This window comes from Myxococcus xanthus (assembly GCF_006402735.1).
Taxonomy (GTDB): Bacteria; Myxococcota; Myxococcia; order Myxococcales; family Myxococcaceae; genus Myxococcus; species Myxococcus xanthus_A.
This window is the reverse complement of the sequence record NZ_CP017174.1, coordinates 355857-370000: the sequence shown is the minus strand read 5'-3', so window position 1 is coordinate 370000 and position 14144 is coordinate 355857. Positions and strand designations below refer to the sequence as shown.

At 69.9% G+C, this 14144-nt stretch carries 12 protein-coding genes and 2 pseudogenes (1 of these 14 only partly in view); 12 read left to right on the top strand and 2 right to left on the bottom strand.

Annotated elements, in window-relative coordinates; all coding sequences use genetic code 11:
* A protein-coding gene (gene bioA / locus BHS09_RS01560) for an adenosylmethionine--8-amino-7-oxononanoate transaminase (protein ID WP_140796989.1) crosses the window boundary here: on the bottom strand, positions 1 to 616 show its 5' end (the start). It extends 716 nt beyond the left edge of the window; only the first 616 of its 1332 coding nucleotides appear in the window; the start codon lies at positions 614 to 616; the stop codon falls past the left edge of the window.
* A gap of 226 nt (positions 617 to 842) precedes the next feature.
* Here bioA and BHS09_RS01555 point away from each other — a divergent pair, with 226 nt between their 5' ends.
* The 3 genes from BHS09_RS01555 (at position 843) to BHS09_RS01545 (ending at position 3663) form a co-directional block, all read left to right on the top strand.
* Positions 843 to 1637: an acyl-CoA desaturase gene (locus BHS09_RS01555; RefSeq protein ID WP_140786766.1), complete on the top strand. Its 795-nt coding sequence runs from the start codon at positions 843 to 845 to the stop codon at positions 1635 to 1637.
* Positions 1638 to 1692: 55 nt separating this feature from the next.
* On the top strand, positions 1693 to 2892 hold the full coding sequence (locus tag BHS09_RS01550; protein ID WP_140796988.1) for a GNAT family N-acetyltransferase: 1200 nt from the start codon (positions 1693 to 1695) through the stop codon (positions 2890 to 2892).
* 84 nt (positions 2893 to 2976) lie between these two features.
* A complete protein-coding gene (locus tag BHS09_RS01545) occupies positions 2977 to 3663 on the top strand; it encodes a suppressor of fused domain protein (protein ID WP_140786764.1) in 687 nt (228 codons plus the stop codon).
* A gap of 36 nt (positions 3664 to 3699) precedes the next feature.
* Here BHS09_RS01545 and BHS09_RS01540 read toward each other — a convergent pair whose 3' ends face one another.
* A complete protein-coding gene (locus BHS09_RS01540) occupies positions 3700 to 5775 on the bottom strand; it encodes an ATP-binding protein (protein ID WP_140786763.1) in 2076 nt (691 codons plus the stop codon).
* 76 nt (positions 5776 to 5851) lie between these two features.
* Between BHS09_RS01540 and BHS09_RS01535 the strand changes: the two genes are divergently transcribed.
* The 9 genes and pseudogenes from BHS09_RS01535 to BHS09_RS01500 all read left to right on the top strand — a co-directional run bounded on the left by BHS09_RS01535 (position 5852) and on the right by BHS09_RS01500 (position 14076).
* Positions 5852 to 6928, top strand: coding sequence for a dipeptide epimerase (locus tag BHS09_RS01535; protein ID WP_140796987.1), 1077 nt, complete (start codon positions 5852 to 5854; stop codon positions 6926 to 6928).
* A gap of 137 nt (positions 6929 to 7065) precedes the next feature.
* A complete protein-coding gene (locus BHS09_RS01530; RefSeq protein ID WP_140786761.1) occupies positions 7066 to 7434 on the top strand; it encodes a hypothetical protein in 369 nt (122 codons plus the stop codon).
* A 49-nt stretch (positions 7435 to 7483) separates the two neighbouring features.
* Complete coding sequence (locus BHS09_RS01525; protein WP_140786760.1) at positions 7484 to 8113, top strand: helix-turn-helix transcriptional regulator; 630 nt, start codon at positions 7484 to 7486, stop codon at positions 8111 to 8113.
* Between the two features lie 63 nt (positions 8114 to 8176).
* A complete protein-coding gene (locus tag BHS09_RS01520; RefSeq protein ID WP_140786759.1) occupies positions 8177 to 9712 on the top strand; it encodes a MoxR family ATPase in 1536 nt (511 codons plus the stop codon).
* Entirely contained in the window at positions 9709 to 10536 is an 828-nt protein-coding gene (locus BHS09_RS01515; RefSeq protein WP_174259967.1) for a hypothetical protein, read from the top strand. The genes BHS09_RS01520 and BHS09_RS01515 overlap by 4 nt, the downstream gene beginning before the upstream one ends.
* Positions 10533 to 10784, top strand: a pseudogene (locus BHS09_RS40165) (hypothetical protein); the annotation flags it as partial. The gene BHS09_RS01515 and the pseudogene BHS09_RS40165, both read left to right, overlap by 4 nt.
* 1131 nt (positions 10785 to 11915) lie before the next feature.
* A pseudogene (locus BHS09_RS40160) lies at positions 11916 to 12113 on the top strand (hypothetical protein); the annotation flags it as partial.
* A 92-nt stretch (positions 12114 to 12205) separates the two neighbouring features.
* Positions 12206 to 12769: a hypothetical protein gene (locus BHS09_RS01505; RefSeq protein ID WP_174260480.1), complete on the top strand. Its 564-nt coding sequence runs from the start codon at positions 12206 to 12208 to the stop codon at positions 12767 to 12769.
* Positions 12757 to 14076: a phenylacetate--CoA ligase family protein gene (locus BHS09_RS01500; RefSeq protein WP_140796984.1), complete on the top strand. Its 1320-nt coding sequence runs from the start codon at positions 12757 to 12759 to the stop codon at positions 14074 to 14076. Before BHS09_RS01505 ends, BHS09_RS01500 begins: the two co-directional genes overlap by 13 nt.
* Positions 14077 to 14144 lie beyond the last annotated feature (68 nt).

The following is a 14144-nucleotide window of genomic DNA, read 5'->3' as shown; positions in this document are numbered from 1 at the left end:
GGACCTGCGCGAAGGCGCGTGCCCAGCCCCCCTCCTCCGCCGGAGAGGGGACGTGCACCACGTCAAAGAGCAGGGGGCCGAAGACCTCCCGGAACAGGGGAACGCCTCCCACGCTGGTGGCGCCCATCGTCTCGCCGTGGAACGCCCCCGACAGGGTGATGAAGCGGGTGCGGCGCGGCTGCCCATTCTGCGCCCAGTACTGGGCCGCCATCTTGATGGCCACCTCCACCGCCGTGCTGCCGTTGTCCGAATAGAAGACGCGGGACAGGCGCTCGGACGCGGGAAGGTCCGGGCGGTCCGAACCGGGGGCGATGGCCGCCAGCTCCGACGCTAGCAGCGCTGCTGGCTCGTGGGTGATGCCCGCCAGGGAGACGTGTGGGAGCGCGGCGGCCTGCTCGGCGAGCGCGCGCATCAGGCGCGGGTGACGGTGGCCCAGCGTGGACACCCACCAGGAACCGTTGGCGTCCAAGTAGCGCGTGCCGTCCGCGTCATGGAGGTACGCCCCTTCCGAGCGCACCACCACCAGTGGATCCGTCTCCGCGATGTAGGCCTCCATCGCCGTGTAGGGATGCCAGACGTGCGCCTTGTCCAATCCGACGATGTCCGCCCGCTTCACGCGTGTACTCCTCTCCTGGAGCTCCGTGCCCCCCTTCCGTACCGGAAGAGCGGGCCGCGCCGCCGCGCGTCATGTCATGCCACGGCGCGTTCTACTGATGGACTCCTGAAGCGAAGCGAGCGGGCCTGTCGCCCCGCGGGGCAGGGCCGCCGCTCTTCCATCCCGCGTGACGCTGCCATGACATGCCCGGTGTTACCCCGGTTCAGTCACTGACCAGGGAACTCGAATGGCCGTCCTCATCTTCTTCGTCTCGCACTGGCTGCTCTGCGTGTTCTTCCAGAGCTTCTTCCAGCACCGGTACGCGGCCCACCGCATGTACACCATGGGGCCGAAGACGGAGCGGGTGATGCACCTGCTCACCTACCTGGTGCAGGGCTCGTCCTACCTGTCGCCCAAGGCGTACGCCATCCTCCACCGTGAGCACCATGCCTTCTCCGACACCGAGAAGGACCCGCACTCGCCCCACTTCTTCAAGGATGTGGCGCGGATGATGTGGCACACCAAGGCGCGCTACGACGACTACGCGGCCGGCCGCGGTCAACCCGAGGCCCGCTTCCTGGGTGGCTACCCGGAGTGGCCGCTCGTGGACACCACGCTGCGCACCTCATGGTTCGCCACCCTGGGCTGGGTGGCCTTCTACTCCACCTTCTACGTGATGTTCGCCACCTCGCCCTGGCAGTTCCTGCTGCTGCCCCTGCACTTCCTCATGGGCCCGGTGCACGGCGCCATCGTCAACTGGTGCGGCCACAAGTACGGCTACCGGAATTTCGACAGCACCGACAAGTCGCGCAACTCCCTGCCCATGGACTTCCTCTGCATGGGGGAGCTCTTCCAGAACAACCACCACAAGTACGGCAGCAGCCCCAACTTCGCGGCGAGGAAGTTCGAGCTGGACCCCACGTGGCAGGTGATGCGCGTGCTGGCCCTGCTGCGCATCATCCGCATCGCCACCCCGCAGCGAGCCGTCTGGCCGGAGGCCCGCGAGGCCACACGGGCCGGGGGCGCCGCTCGGGCCGCCTGACGGACAGGCCAGCAACACACGGCGGGCACGTGCGGGGCGCGTTAAGAGTGCCCCCGTGCCCGCCGATACCCCGCTCCGTCTCCGCATCCTCGAAGCAGTGACTGATGCCCCGGCCGCAGGCTGGGACGCGCTCGTCGGCCCCGACGCCCCACCCTTCGTCCGGCACGCCTGGCTGGCGGCCATGGAGGAGAGCGGGAGCGCCACCGAGGAGACAGGCTGGGCGCCGCATCACCTCACGCTGTGGCGCGGCCCCAAGCTCGTGGCTGCCGCGCCCGCGTACCTCAAGTTCCACAGCATGGGCGAGTACATCTACGACTTCGGCTGGGCGGATGCCGCCGCCCGCCTCGGCGTCGAGTACTACCCGAAGCTCGTCGTGGGCGGGCCGCTGTCCCCCGCCACCGTGCCCCGCTTCCTCATCGCCCCGGGCGAGGACGTCCCCGCCCTGCGCCGGGCCCTGCTTGCCGCCGCCGCCGGGAGCGCCCAGGAGGCGGGCTGCTCCTCCGTCCACGTCCTGTATCCGACGGGGGACGAGGCGGACTTCCTGGAGGCCGAGGGGCTCGCCCGGCGCATCACCCTCCAGTTCCATTGGAAGAACCCGGGCTACGGCAGCTACGACGATTACCTGGCGCGCTTCGACTCCAAGCGCCGCAACCAGCTCAAGCGCGAGCGCGGCGCCGCGGCCACCCAGGGCATCACCCTGCGCACGGTGCGCGGCGACGAGCTCTCCCAGGTGCACGCCCAGCGCGCCTACGGATTCTACACCTCCACCTGCGAGCGCCACGCCTGGGGGCAGATTCAGCTCACCCCCGACTTCTTCGCGCGGGTCTTCCGCACGATGCCCGGTTCGGTGGAGCTGGTGGAGGCGGTGCGCGGCCAGCAGGTCATCGCCGGCGCCTTCAACCTGGCCACCCCGGAGCGCCTCTATGGCCGCTACTGGGGCGCCTTCGAGGAGCACCCCTTCCTCCACTTCCACGTCTGCCTGTACCACTCCGTGGAGGACTGCATCCGGACCGGCCGCAAGGTGTTCGAGCCGGGCGCCGGGGGTGAGCACAAGGTGTCTCGAGGCTTCGAGCCCACCGCCGTGCACAGCGCCCACCTCATTTTCGACAGAACGCTGGACGGGGCGGTGCGGGGCTTCCTTCGCCGGGAGCACGCGCGGCTGGCGCCCGCCGTGGAGGAGGCCGAGCGAATCTGCGGGCTGAAACCCTGGCCCCTGGCCGCCTCCCCGGGCACCCAAGGGGCCACCGGCACCTGAACGCCCCCCGGACTGTCAGCCTGAAGAGGCCTCTCCGCGACTTGAAGTTGTGAAACCGGGGTGAGCCTCTAGAGTGTCATCGCCATGAAAGCCCCGGAGACGGACGAAGACTTCATCCAGTGGTACGAGGACTGCTGGGCGGACCGCGATGAAGTCGAGTATCCGAAGATGTTCGGCGCCATTGACGAAGGCGTCTTCACGCTCGACCAGACGGATGCCATCCAAGCGTGGATGGAGAGTGAGCTCGCCCAGGTCCAGGAAGCGGACCCCAACTGGGGTCCCATGGGCGTGCGCGTCTCACCGCCCAGCGAGAGCTACCCCTACTGGACCTATGTCACCAGTGGACTGTCCAACCCCTTCACCGCGGCACCCGGCGAGGACATCCCCGACGACGCGCCCAGCGGGCTGGGCTACGAGATGGTCATCCACACGCCCGAAGAGGCGAAGTGGCCGGTGTTCCGGCTGCTGGACATGATGGCCTACAACCTCGTGTCCCTGCGCGCCTTCGCCATGGGCCACCGCTACCCGGTGGAAGGCTCCCTGGACGGTGGCGAGTCCAAGCTGAGCGGCTTCGTGTTCGTCCGGGACCCGTCCCGGCCCGACCACTTCGTGCTCCCCAGCGGCAAGGTGCAGTTGCTCACCTTGGTGGGCGCCACCCGCAACGAGATGGCCTTCGCCCGCTCCAACGGCATGGACAAGCTGATGGCCAAGCTGGTGGCTGCGGGCTCCGGCTACATCACCCAGCCCGATCGGGAAGAAGTGAAGCTGTAGTCACACCGCTTCCGATGCGCGCGCCGGCCGCCCTTCTCAAGTACCGGCGCGCGGCGGGGCGTCCTCCACCAGCGCGTGCAGGACGCCCAGCTCGAACGGCTTTTCGATGCGCGGCACCGGAACCGACTGAAGGAAGGTCCGTGCCCGCTCGGAGAAGCCTCCGCCCGTCATGAAGACAAAGCGCGCGAGCAGCTCCGGCTGACGCGAGGACAGCGTGTCGTACACGTCCATCCCCGTCAGGTCCCCCATCATCAAGTCACAGAAGATGCGGTCGAAGTCCGCGTCGCGCGCCAGTGTGTCCAACGCCTCGCGCCCGCTGTGGACCACCACCACCTCGTGACGCGCGCCGAGGATGCGGCCCAATACCGAGGCGAGCAGCGGCTCGTCATCCACCACCAGCACCCGCTTCCGCCCGGGAAGGTCCTTGTCCTCCGCCACCCGCACGGAGGGCGCGTCCGCGTCGGTGGTGGGCAGCCGCACCTGGAAGACACTGCCCAGCCCCGGCGCGCTCGACGCCGACAGCTCGCCGCCCATGCCTCGCACCAGGCCCAGGCTGGTGGACAGGCCGAGTCCAGCGCCCTCCCCCAGGGGACGGGTGGTGAAGAAGGGCTCAAAGGCGCGCTCCAGGACCTCGGGCGCCATGCCGTGGCCGTTGTCCGCCACCTCCACCACCACCGTCGCGCCGTCCCTCCAGGTGGAGAGCGTCACCTGGTAGCGCGCCACGTCCCCTTCCGGAATGGCCTGCGCGGCGTTGACGAGCAGTTGGAGGAACACCTGCCCCAGCCGCGTCTCGTGCGCCATCACCGTGGGCACCGGGCCCAGGCGCTTCTCGACGCGGGCCCGGTGGCGAAGGTGCGGCATCGCCATGGAGAGGCCGAACTCCAGCGCCGCGTGCACGTCCACGGGTGACAGTTGCGGCTCCTCCGCGCGGGCGAAGGTCTGCAAGTCACGGACGGTGGTGCGGATGCGCTCGGCGCCTTCCTTCGCCTCGCGCAGGGCCTCCATCGCCTCGCCCAGCGCGCGGGCCAGGGCTTCACGCACTTCGCCCCGCGCCGCGAGGGGCTCGAGTTGATCCAGCGCGAACTGCAGGTTGCCCACGACATAGGAGAGCGGGTTGTTGATTTCGTGCCCCACGCCCGCCGCCAGCTGTCCCGCCATGGCCAGCTTCTCCGACTGCACCAGTCGCTCGCGCGCGGCCATGAGTTCGCGGGTGCGCTCGTGGACCAGGGCCTCGGCTTCCAGGCGGCCCGAGTGCTCGCGCGACAGGAGCACATCCCGCTCCGCCTCCGCCTGCTTCCTGGCGGTGACGTCCCGCCCGAAGATGGACACGTTGCCGTTGGCGCCCCAGGCGTGCACCTCATGCCAGCGGCCAGGCGTGGCGCGCCATTCGAAGATGGTGTGGCCCGCGCCGCTCGCGACTCGGCGCAGCTCCCGCTCCATCCGCGTGCCCAGCAACTCCGGGCACGCCTGCCACAGAATCTGCCGGAAGAGCTGCTCCTGCGAACGCCCGCTGAGGGCCGCGGCCTCGTGGTTCACATAGGTGACCCGCCAGTCCGCATCCACCGTGAAGAACGCGTCGGGCGTGGCCTCCAGCATGCTCCGCACCCAGTCCAGGGTTTCGCGGACGCCCTCCTCCAACCGCAGGGCGCTGGTGATGTCACGCAGGCGCAGCAATACACCGTCCCGGAGCGGCACCGCCGTTCCCTGAAGCCACGCATCCCCTTCCTGGAAGCTGTCAGCGGCCGGCCGCCCCGCTTCCACCACGTCCCGAAGCAGGTCCACCCGGGCGGCCAATCCCGAGCCCGGCATCAGCTCACACAGCCGCCGGCCTCGCAGCGACTCCGGGGCGGCGTGCCCCAGGACGCGCGCACCCGCGGGATTCGCCCAGGCCCACTGGAAGTCGACGAGCGCTCCGGCCGCGTCCCGCACGGCGTGCAACACCATGCAGCCCTCGGACTGGTGCCGCTCCGCTTCCTCGAGCGCCACGAGCAGCACATCCATGTCGGGCGCCGGAGCCGCCTGGAATCGGTCGTTCAGAATGGCTCCATGTCGACACGAATGCGTGGCCGTCACAAGTACACGGGGCAGACATGTATCAGTATCAGTTCCCATGTGTCTGTCGGCCAACCGCCGCTTGGCGTGGCGCGCGCGCACGAGAGGCCCGGGCGGCTAGGCTCCTCGGCCGCCCATGACGCCCACCCTCATCACCGCCGTCCACTTCGAGCCACTACACCTCCCGCTCACCGAGCCCTTCGCCATCGCCACCGGCGCGCAGTACGCCGCGGAGAACGTCCTGGTGCGGCTCACCCTGGCGGACGGCACCGAGGGCCTGGGCGAGGCCGCCCCCTTCCCCGCCGTCAGTGGAGAGACACAGGCCAGTACGCTGGCCGCCCTGGAACAGGTGCGCGCGGGGCTGGTGGGACGAGACGCTCGCGCGTGGCGGCCCGCGTCCGAGGCGCTGGGGGATTCACTCGCGCTGGCGCCCTCCGCCCGGTGCGCCGTGGAGACGGCGCTGCTCGATGCGCTGGCTCGGCACTACCGCGTTCCGCTGTACGTGATGCTGGGCGGCGCGCAGGCCGCGCTGGACATCGACATGACGGTCACCGCGGGAGACGTGGCCCATGCGCGAAAGTCCGCGCAGGCCATCCTGGCGCGGGGCATCACCACGCTGAAGGTGAAGGTCGGGGCGCTACCGCCCGTTGAGGACGCGGCACGATTGATGGCCATCCATGAAGTGGCGCCCCAGGCCCGGCTCTTCGCGGATGCCAACGGCGGCTATGACGTGGCCGAGGCGCTCGCCTTCCTGAAGGAACTGGCACGCGCGGACGTCCCCCTGGCCCTCTTCGAACAACCCGTGCCCGCGCATGATGTGGCCGGCATGGCGGAGCTCACGCGCCGCTCGCTCGTGCCGGTGTGCGCGGATGAGTCGGCGCGCTCGGCGAAGGACGTGCTGCGACTCATCCGGGAAGGCGCCGCGCATGCCATCAACATCAAGACGATGAAGTGCGGCGTCGTCGAGGCACTGACGATGTGGAGCCTCGCTCGCGCGGCGGGCCTGGAGCTCATGGTGGGCGGCATGGTGGAGAGCGTGCTGGCCATGTCCGCCTCGGCGCACCTGGCCGCCGGATTGGGGGGATTCACCTACGCCGACCTGGATACGCCGCTGTTCATCGCGAGCCACCCCTTCCAGGGCGGAGCCCGGTACGCGGGCGCACGGCTGGAGTTGCCAACGGATGCGCCCGGGCACGGCGTCACGCTGGCCTGAGCCGGGCCGCGATGACCACGTCCGTAGTGCGCATCCGCCAGCACATGAGCAACCTGGCCCCCTGACGTGACGCCCGCGAGCGGCCCGTGAGGGATGGCGGGCCGCGCCTCGTGGGGCATTCGCGCTAGGGTAGGCGCATGACCCTGGCTGTCTGCGTGCGGTGTGGCAACTCGAAGGTGGGCGCGTTCACCCCCTGCACGGGTTGCGGACTGGACCCCGCCGCCCACGGCACCGAACGCGAGCTCCAGGCGCGCAGCCTGCTGCTCACGGAGCGCTACCTGCCTGGGGGTGAGCTGGAGGCGATGGGCCGGAAGATTCGCAAGGGCGAGCCCGTGTCCTACGACGCAGGGCTGCTCGCGCAGATTACCGAGGACCTCCGGACACAGAAGCTGCCCATCGTCTCGAAGCCATCCCCTGGGTGCTCCGTCGCCTTGTGGGCCGTGGTGGGCGTGCTCCTCGCACTCGCCGTGGGCTTCCTGCTCATGTCGCGGCTGCGAGGGCCCTGAGCGCACTGGGACAGCGTCGGCCGCAGGGGCCGGTTAGTGAAGCAGTCCCGTGCTGGCCGCATCCACCTCACCGCTCCGGTTGTCCCTCGTCTCAGAGGACCCGCTCGCCCGGGGGGCGCTCTCCCGGGCGCTGAGCGACCAGACAGGCGTGCACTTCGAGGTGGCGGCCGGGACGCAGGTGGACCTGGAATCCCAACCCGGCGAGCCACCCGACGTGGTGCTGTGGGACACCGGCCTGCGCCCGTCCAACGTGGAGGGTCCCGACCTGGGCGCACCGGTGCTCGCGCTGGTGGTGGATGAAGCCGCGGGCGAGGCGGCGCTGGGCGCGGGCGCGCGGGGCCTGCTGTTCCGGGACGCGGAGCCCTCCGCCCTGGTCGCCGCGCTGCTCTCCGTGGCACGGGGGCTGGCCGTGTTCGACCCCGCGCTCGCGGAGCTGCGCGCCACGCCGCGTGCCTCGCTACCGGCCCAGGCCACCGCGCCGGACGCGCTCACGCCGCGGGAGCGCGAGGTGCTCGGGCTGCTCGCGGAGGGGCTGTCCAACAAGGCCATCGCGGACCGGCTGGACATCAGCGAGCACACCGCCAAGTTCCATGTGAATGCCGTGCTCGCCAAGCTGGGCGTCCAGCGGCGCACGGAGGCCGTGGTCCGCGCGGCGAAGCTGGGCCTGGTCACCCTGTAGGCATCGGGCCGCCACGCGGCGGCGCTACGTCCCATCCACCCCGGGTGATAGGCTCCGGCGCGCATGGCCAACCAGGACTGGGTGACGCGCCTGCTCACCGGGCGCGCGACGGCGGACAAGCAGCTCAACGTCCACCTCTCCGAGCGCGACGGCGGCAGCCTCCACGACAAGATGCGGCAGGCGTATTGGTGGATCACCAACAACGCCGTCATCTGTCCCTACTACGACTTGGAGTTCGGCTCGTCCGCGTCCCTCAAGACGCCCGCGGGTGACGAGCTCCATCTCCCCGAGGACACCAGCTACAGCTCGTTCGTCCTCATCCCCCTGCTCACCCTCTTCACCTGCCGGCGCGCGCTGCTGGTGGGCGGACCGGGACGCGGGAAGACGACGTCCGCCATCCTCATGGCCCTGCTGTCCGGTATGGGCCGCGACGAGGTCCACCGCGGCATCCAGCGCGGCCATCCGCAGCTCTCCATCGCGGACCTGCTGGGCGCGCCGCTGCCCTCCGACATGCTCAAGGCGGAGGACCTGTCCGCGGTGAAGGTGAGCTGGCGCAAGTGGATTGGCCAGCGCGTCAAAATCATCGACGAGTACAACCGCATCCCCACCAAGACGCAGTCCGCGCTCCTGTCCCTCATGGCGGAGGGCTACGCGGAGATGATGGACCAGTACGTCTACGCGGGCCGCTCGTCCTGGTTCCTCACCGCCAACGACGACCAGGGCGGCGGCACCTTCCAGGTCATCGAGGCGCTGAAGGACCGCATCGACGTGGTGGTGCGCGCGGTGCCGTTCAACTCGGGGTTCATGGACCAGCTCCTCCAGCGCCTGGAGGCGGACAAGTCCCCAGAGGAGCTGCTGCCCAAGGAAGTCGTCTTCACGCAGGGCGAGCTGGAGCGTGCCTACGCCTCCATCCTGGAAGTGGAGGTGCCCAAGGACGTGCTGGAGCGCATCGCCTTCTTCCTGGGGCAGCTCGACTTCTGCCGCATGGCCTCGCCGCGCTTCGAGTTCAAGCACAAGGACACGCTCAAGCTGGCCGGGCAGACGGTGGCCGCGGTGTGCAACGAGCAGTGCCCGCTGGACAAGAAGGTCCACCTCTGCTCGCAGACGGAGAACGGCGTCAGCGTGCGCGCGTACCAGACCATCCTCCACTTCGCGAAGGCCATGGCCTTCTTCCGCGGCCACGCCGCCGTGGAGCTGGAGGACTTCCGGCAGATTGCCCCCTGGGTGCTGCACGAGAAGCTGGTGCCCAACCCGCGCAGCGCCTTCTTCGAGGTGAAGGGCCACCGCATGCTCCTCCAGGACCGCGTGGCCTGGCTGCGGAACATGTTCGACATGGCCATGAGCCACTACGACACGCACGAGCCCATCCGGCGCAAGGTGACGGCGCTGCGCCAGGAGCTGGACAAGGGCCTGTCCGGCGTGGACCTGCCCACCACCGAGAAGCGCATGAACCAGGTGACGGTGCTGATGAAGGTGCTGCTCGCGCAGCGCGAGCTGTCCGGCCCCGTCTACGAGGACGTCATCCACCTCAAGTCCCTGTACAGCCGCTACCGGAACTACGCGACGTGGCTGAAGGAGAACCCGGGCGGTCGCCCATGAGCACCTTCACCGACGAGCTGGAAGCCAATGCCCGCGCCCGGTTCGTGCGCTGGGACTCCGCCCTGTGGCACGAGCTCACCGGCGGCGCCGCGCAGCGGCTGGGGCAGTCCCTGCTCGATGCGGGGACACCGGCCGCGGAGGGCGAGGAGCTGCTGCGCGCCTACCTCCAGTTGGGCGCGGAGGCCATTGGCCTGGGCTACCTGTATCCCGCGAGCGCGGGCCGGCAGAACTTCTTCACCCTGGCGTGGTCGGACCTGATTCCCCGCCTGCTGGCCGCCGTGCCCACGAAGGAGCGCTCACAGGTGTTCGCCCAGTTGTGGAACCTGGGGGAGAACCTGGAGTCCGCGCCGCCGTGGGTCCAGCGCATCTTCTGGCGCGTGGGCCGGGAGCTGACGTCACTGGAGGGAATCGAGGCGCGGCTGCGTGAGACCACCTCCGTGGCCCTGGCGCCGCCCGACGCGCCGCTGGCCGCTCGGGCCCAGGCGCACTGGGTGGACCTGTCGAAAGAGGACAGCCGCTTCCTCCCCGGCCCGATGCACTTCCTGTCCCCCACCGTGGTGTGCGTGCATGACCGGCACCGTCAGGCCGTGGCGGGCCGCGACGCGGCCACGCAGGGCATCTGGCTGGCGGAGACGCCCGTCAGCCTGGGCGCCATGGGCTGCCGCGAGGTGCCGGAGCAGACGAGCGTGGAGAGTCCCCACCTGGACGAGGCGCTGCGGGAAGACCCGCGCGCGGACGCGTGGTTCGCCACCGTGTCCAATGACTGGCGGGTGGCGGCCACGCTGCACACCTCCCAGCACGTGCTGGTGTTCGTCCCGGAATGAGTCCGCCGCGGCCGCGCATCACCCACGAGGACGTGGCCACGGGCTGGCGCGACGCGCTGGCGCTGTGGGACGTGCGCGTGCAGCTCAGCCCTCCCGAGCCCCATGTGGGCTTCCACCCCGACGACAGCCACGCCCAGGAGCCGCTCGCGTATATCGATTTGGCGAAGCGCCAGGTCTTCGTCAATTTCAAGCTCCTGGAGGCCATGGAGGCCACTGGCAGCCTCACGGCGGTGCTGGCGCATGAAATCGGCCACCACGCGCGCTTCCCGCACACGCTGGGCTGGGACGCGGAGCTGCGCGTGCAGGAGCAGCGGCTGGTTCCCGGCCTGAAGCAGTCCCTCACCAACCTCTTCTATGACTTGCAGGTGAACGAGGTGGTGGGCCGCACGCACGCGGAGGCGCTGTGCGCGGTTTACCGGGGCTTCCAGCGCGTGCAGGGCGGCGAGATGTCGCCGCTGTTCTTCTTCTACCTGGCCATCTACGAGGAGCTGTGGGGCCTGCCCCCTGGGAACCTGGTGCCCGCCGCGCAGCTCGATCCGATGGAGCAGCGATACCCCGGCGTGCGCGCCGAGGCGCGCATGTTCGCGCAGACCTTCTACGCGCTTCCCAACGGCAAGCTCCAGTTCCTCTACTTCTGCGCCACCTTCATCCGCTACATCGAGAAGCCCGCGGACCTGGAGTTCAGCCTGCCGCTGGGCGGAGACGTCTCCGTGCCGGACGTGGACGACCTGGATGCCGCCATCCACGGCAGCAGCCGCTGGGACGACGCACTGGATGAAGCGGAGGAGAGGGGCTGGCTGGAGCCCTTGAGCACGCGCGCGAAGGAGAAGGACGAACTGGACACCATCCACCGCGTCACCGAGCACCTGCCCGGCAAGCAGGGCGGGAAGCTGCGGCGGGCCCTGGTGGCGAAACACTACCGGCGGCTGGTGGACCAGCACATCCTGAAGCTCCCCACGACGCCGTCCCAGCCGGAGCCCTACCTGCGCACCACGCCCCAGGCGTGGGAGTACGGCGATGACCCGTCCAGCATCGACTGGACGTTGACGGTGCTGTCGCAGGGCCACCTGGCCGCGGTGTCCCCGCTGCGCCGCGAGCTGGAGGCGGACCTGCCGCCCCCGTCCGAGCTGGGCGTGCCGTCCGTGGAAATCTATCTGGACACCAGCGCCTCCATGCCCAACCCGGAGCTGAGCCTCAACGCGATGACGCTGGCGGCCCAGGTGCTGTCCGCCTCCGCGCTGCGGAAGAAGGCCACGGTGCGCGGCATCGTGTACTCGCACGGCAACCCGCAGGTATCGCCGTGGATGTACGACGAGGAGAAGGCGCGCGACTTCCTGCTGAGCTACATCGGCGGAGGCACGCAGTTCCCCTTCGACGTGATGGACACGCTGTCACGCGAGCGGCCCGATGCGCTGCGCATCATCATCTCCGACAGCGACTTCCTGGCGAACGTCACCGCGGAGAAGCCCCTGGCGCCGGTGCTGGAGTCCATCCGGCGCTCGCGCCTCGTGGTGGCCATCCTCGCCGTTCCCGACGAACTACGCGCCCGGCAGGCGCTGGCGCCGCTGCTGCGCGAGCGCCGTTTCCGGCTGGTGGTGGTGCGCTGGCCCTCCGACTTCGCGAAGGCTGCCGCCGACCTCGCCCAGGCATTGCTGGAGAATTGAGTCCCATGGCTTTCGACATCCGCGAGATTCAGACGCAGCTCGAGGCAGCCCCCATCGTGTCGCCGTATTCGCATGACCTGGCACTGGCCATCATCTGCGACACCTTCCGGCTCGCGAAGGTCCGCCCCCCGTCCCGCGCGGACTGGGGCGCCCTGGAGGACCGGGCCCGCTCCCCGCTGTGGCGGGAGCAGGTGGTGATGCTCGCGCACGTGCTGGTGTCCTCGGCGCTGCGGCAGGAGACGGTGCAGGCACTGAACGAGAACGACGACGCGACGACGCTCCTGCAGCGCTTCTTCCAGGACGTGGCCCCGCTGACGGCGGAGATGATTCGCTCCAACACCTTCCGCCGCGAGGAGCTCATTCGCAAGTGGGTGCGCGTCGTGGGCGGCGAGTGCAAGGGCGAGTCCCCGAAGGGCTCCGTCGCGCGAATCGAGCAACTGGACTACCGCAAGGCGGAAGCGGAGATGCGGCGCGCGGAGGAAGCCCGGAAGAAGGAGGCGGACAAACGCCAGCAGGCCCTCCGCGAGGCGGAGCAGCGCGCCACGGAGGCGCGTGGGTGGCGGGAGTGACGGAAGCCCTGTCCGCGGACCTGCGCGTCGCGCCTCGCGCGAACATCCGCCGGGACACCTCCTCGCAGCGCCCCCACATCCCCTGGGCCGAATCCATCGCCGAGGGCCTGGCCCGCTTCGCATCCCTGGCTGACGAGGACGCTGCCCGTGCGGACCTGGACGCTCGGTTGTCCTTCCTGCGAGACGCGCTACGGGACTCGCCGTACCACGCCCGGAGGCTCCACGCGGCGGGCATCCACCCGGGTGACCTCCAGACGCTGGACGACCTGCGCCACCTGCCCTTCCTGGACCGTGAGGCCCTGGCCGCGAACTGGGACGCGGTGCCCACGCTGCCGGCGGACGCCGATGATTGTGTGGTGGTGAAGAGCTCCGGGTCCACCGGAGCGCCGGTGAACGTGGTGAGAGACCGGCGCGACTGCCTGCACATGTGGGCCGTGCTGCGGTTCCTCGTGGCACGCGCGGGAGCGGCGCTTCCCTCGCATCCCCGGGTGGTGCTGCTGGACGCGCTGCCGGGCGGGCTGGAGTACTCGGTGCGCCTGCCCATCCTCCACGACGGCGCGCTGCACCGAATCTCCGTCCTTCGCGAGGACGCGCTCCAGCGCCTGCGCCGCGTGCGTCCCGCCGTGCTCTTCTCCGACCCGGAAGGCCTGCGGTGGCTGGCGGCCCAGCGCGACGTGCCCACGCCCCAGTGGGTGCTCACCTCCGCGCAGCACCTGCCTGCCGGCCTGCGCGCAGAGCTGGCGAACGCGGTGCCCACGCCTGTCCTCAACTATTATGCGACGACGGAGACGGGGCCGCTGGCCTGGGAGTGCCTGTGGCCCGAGGCTCCAGGCCGCTTCCACGTCCTGGCCCCGGATGTCTGGCTGGAGCCCGGACTGGACGAGGTGGTGGTGACACGGCTGCGTCCCAGCGTGCTACCGCTCTTGCGCTACCTCCCGGGCGATACGGGCAGCGTGCGGCGTGATGCCTGCGCTTGTGGGTTTCATGGATGGACGCTGGAGCACTTCGGCGGACGAGGAGCCTGCCACTTCGTCACGCCTTCGGGCCGGGAGGTGGATGCCTGGGCGCTGGCCTGGGTGTTCAAGCACCATGCGCTGCGTGTCTTCCGTCTGACACAGGTGGACGTCTCGAGCTTCCAGTTGGAGCTGGCGGGCGCGAGCCATGCGGCCGTAGCGCCACTGCGCGAGCGGCTTGGCAGCGCCTTGCGGAACCTGGGTTGGACGCAGCCCAGCCTGGACGTATGTCACGTGGAGGCATCGGCGCTGGCCGTGGGCACCAAGCCACAACCGTTCCGCAGGCTGCGCTGAGCAGCCTTGCATGACAGAGCGGCGAGCAAGATGTCATGCAGTGGGTTCCGGTGCTTACCTGAGAAGTG

Excerpts from the sequence above, each read along its gene's own strand:
- BHS09_RS01555 (WP_140786766.1), top strand. The coding sequence starts at position 843 with ATGGCCGTCCTCATCTTCTTCGTCTCGCACTGGCTGCTCTGCGTGTTC.
- BHS09_RS01545 (WP_140786764.1), top strand. The coding sequence starts at position 2,977 with ATGAAAGCCCCGGAGACGGACGAAGACTTCATCCAGTGGTACGAGGAC.
- BHS09_RS01540 (WP_140786763.1), bottom strand. The coding sequence starts at position 5,775 with ATGGGAACTGATACTGATACATGTCTGCCCCGTGTACTTGTGACGGCC.
- BHS09_RS01535 (WP_140796987.1), top strand. The coding sequence starts at position 5,852 with ATGACGCCCACCCTCATCACCGCCGTCCACTTCGAGCCACTACACCTC.
- BHS09_RS01530 (WP_140786761.1), top strand. The coding sequence starts at position 7,066 with ATGACCCTGGCTGTCTGCGTGCGGTGTGGCAACTCGAAGGTGGGCGCG.
- BHS09_RS01520 (WP_140786759.1), top strand. The coding sequence starts at position 8,177 with ATGGCCAACCAGGACTGGGTGACGCGCCTGCTCACCGGGCGCGCGACG.
- BHS09_RS01515 (WP_174259967.1), top strand. The coding sequence starts at position 9,709 with ATGAGCACCTTCACCGACGAGCTGGAAGCCAATGCCCGCGCCCGGTTC.
- BHS09_RS01505 (WP_174260480.1), top strand. The coding sequence starts at position 12,206 with ATGGCTTTCGACATCCGCGAGATTCAGACGCAGCTCGAGGCAGCCCCC.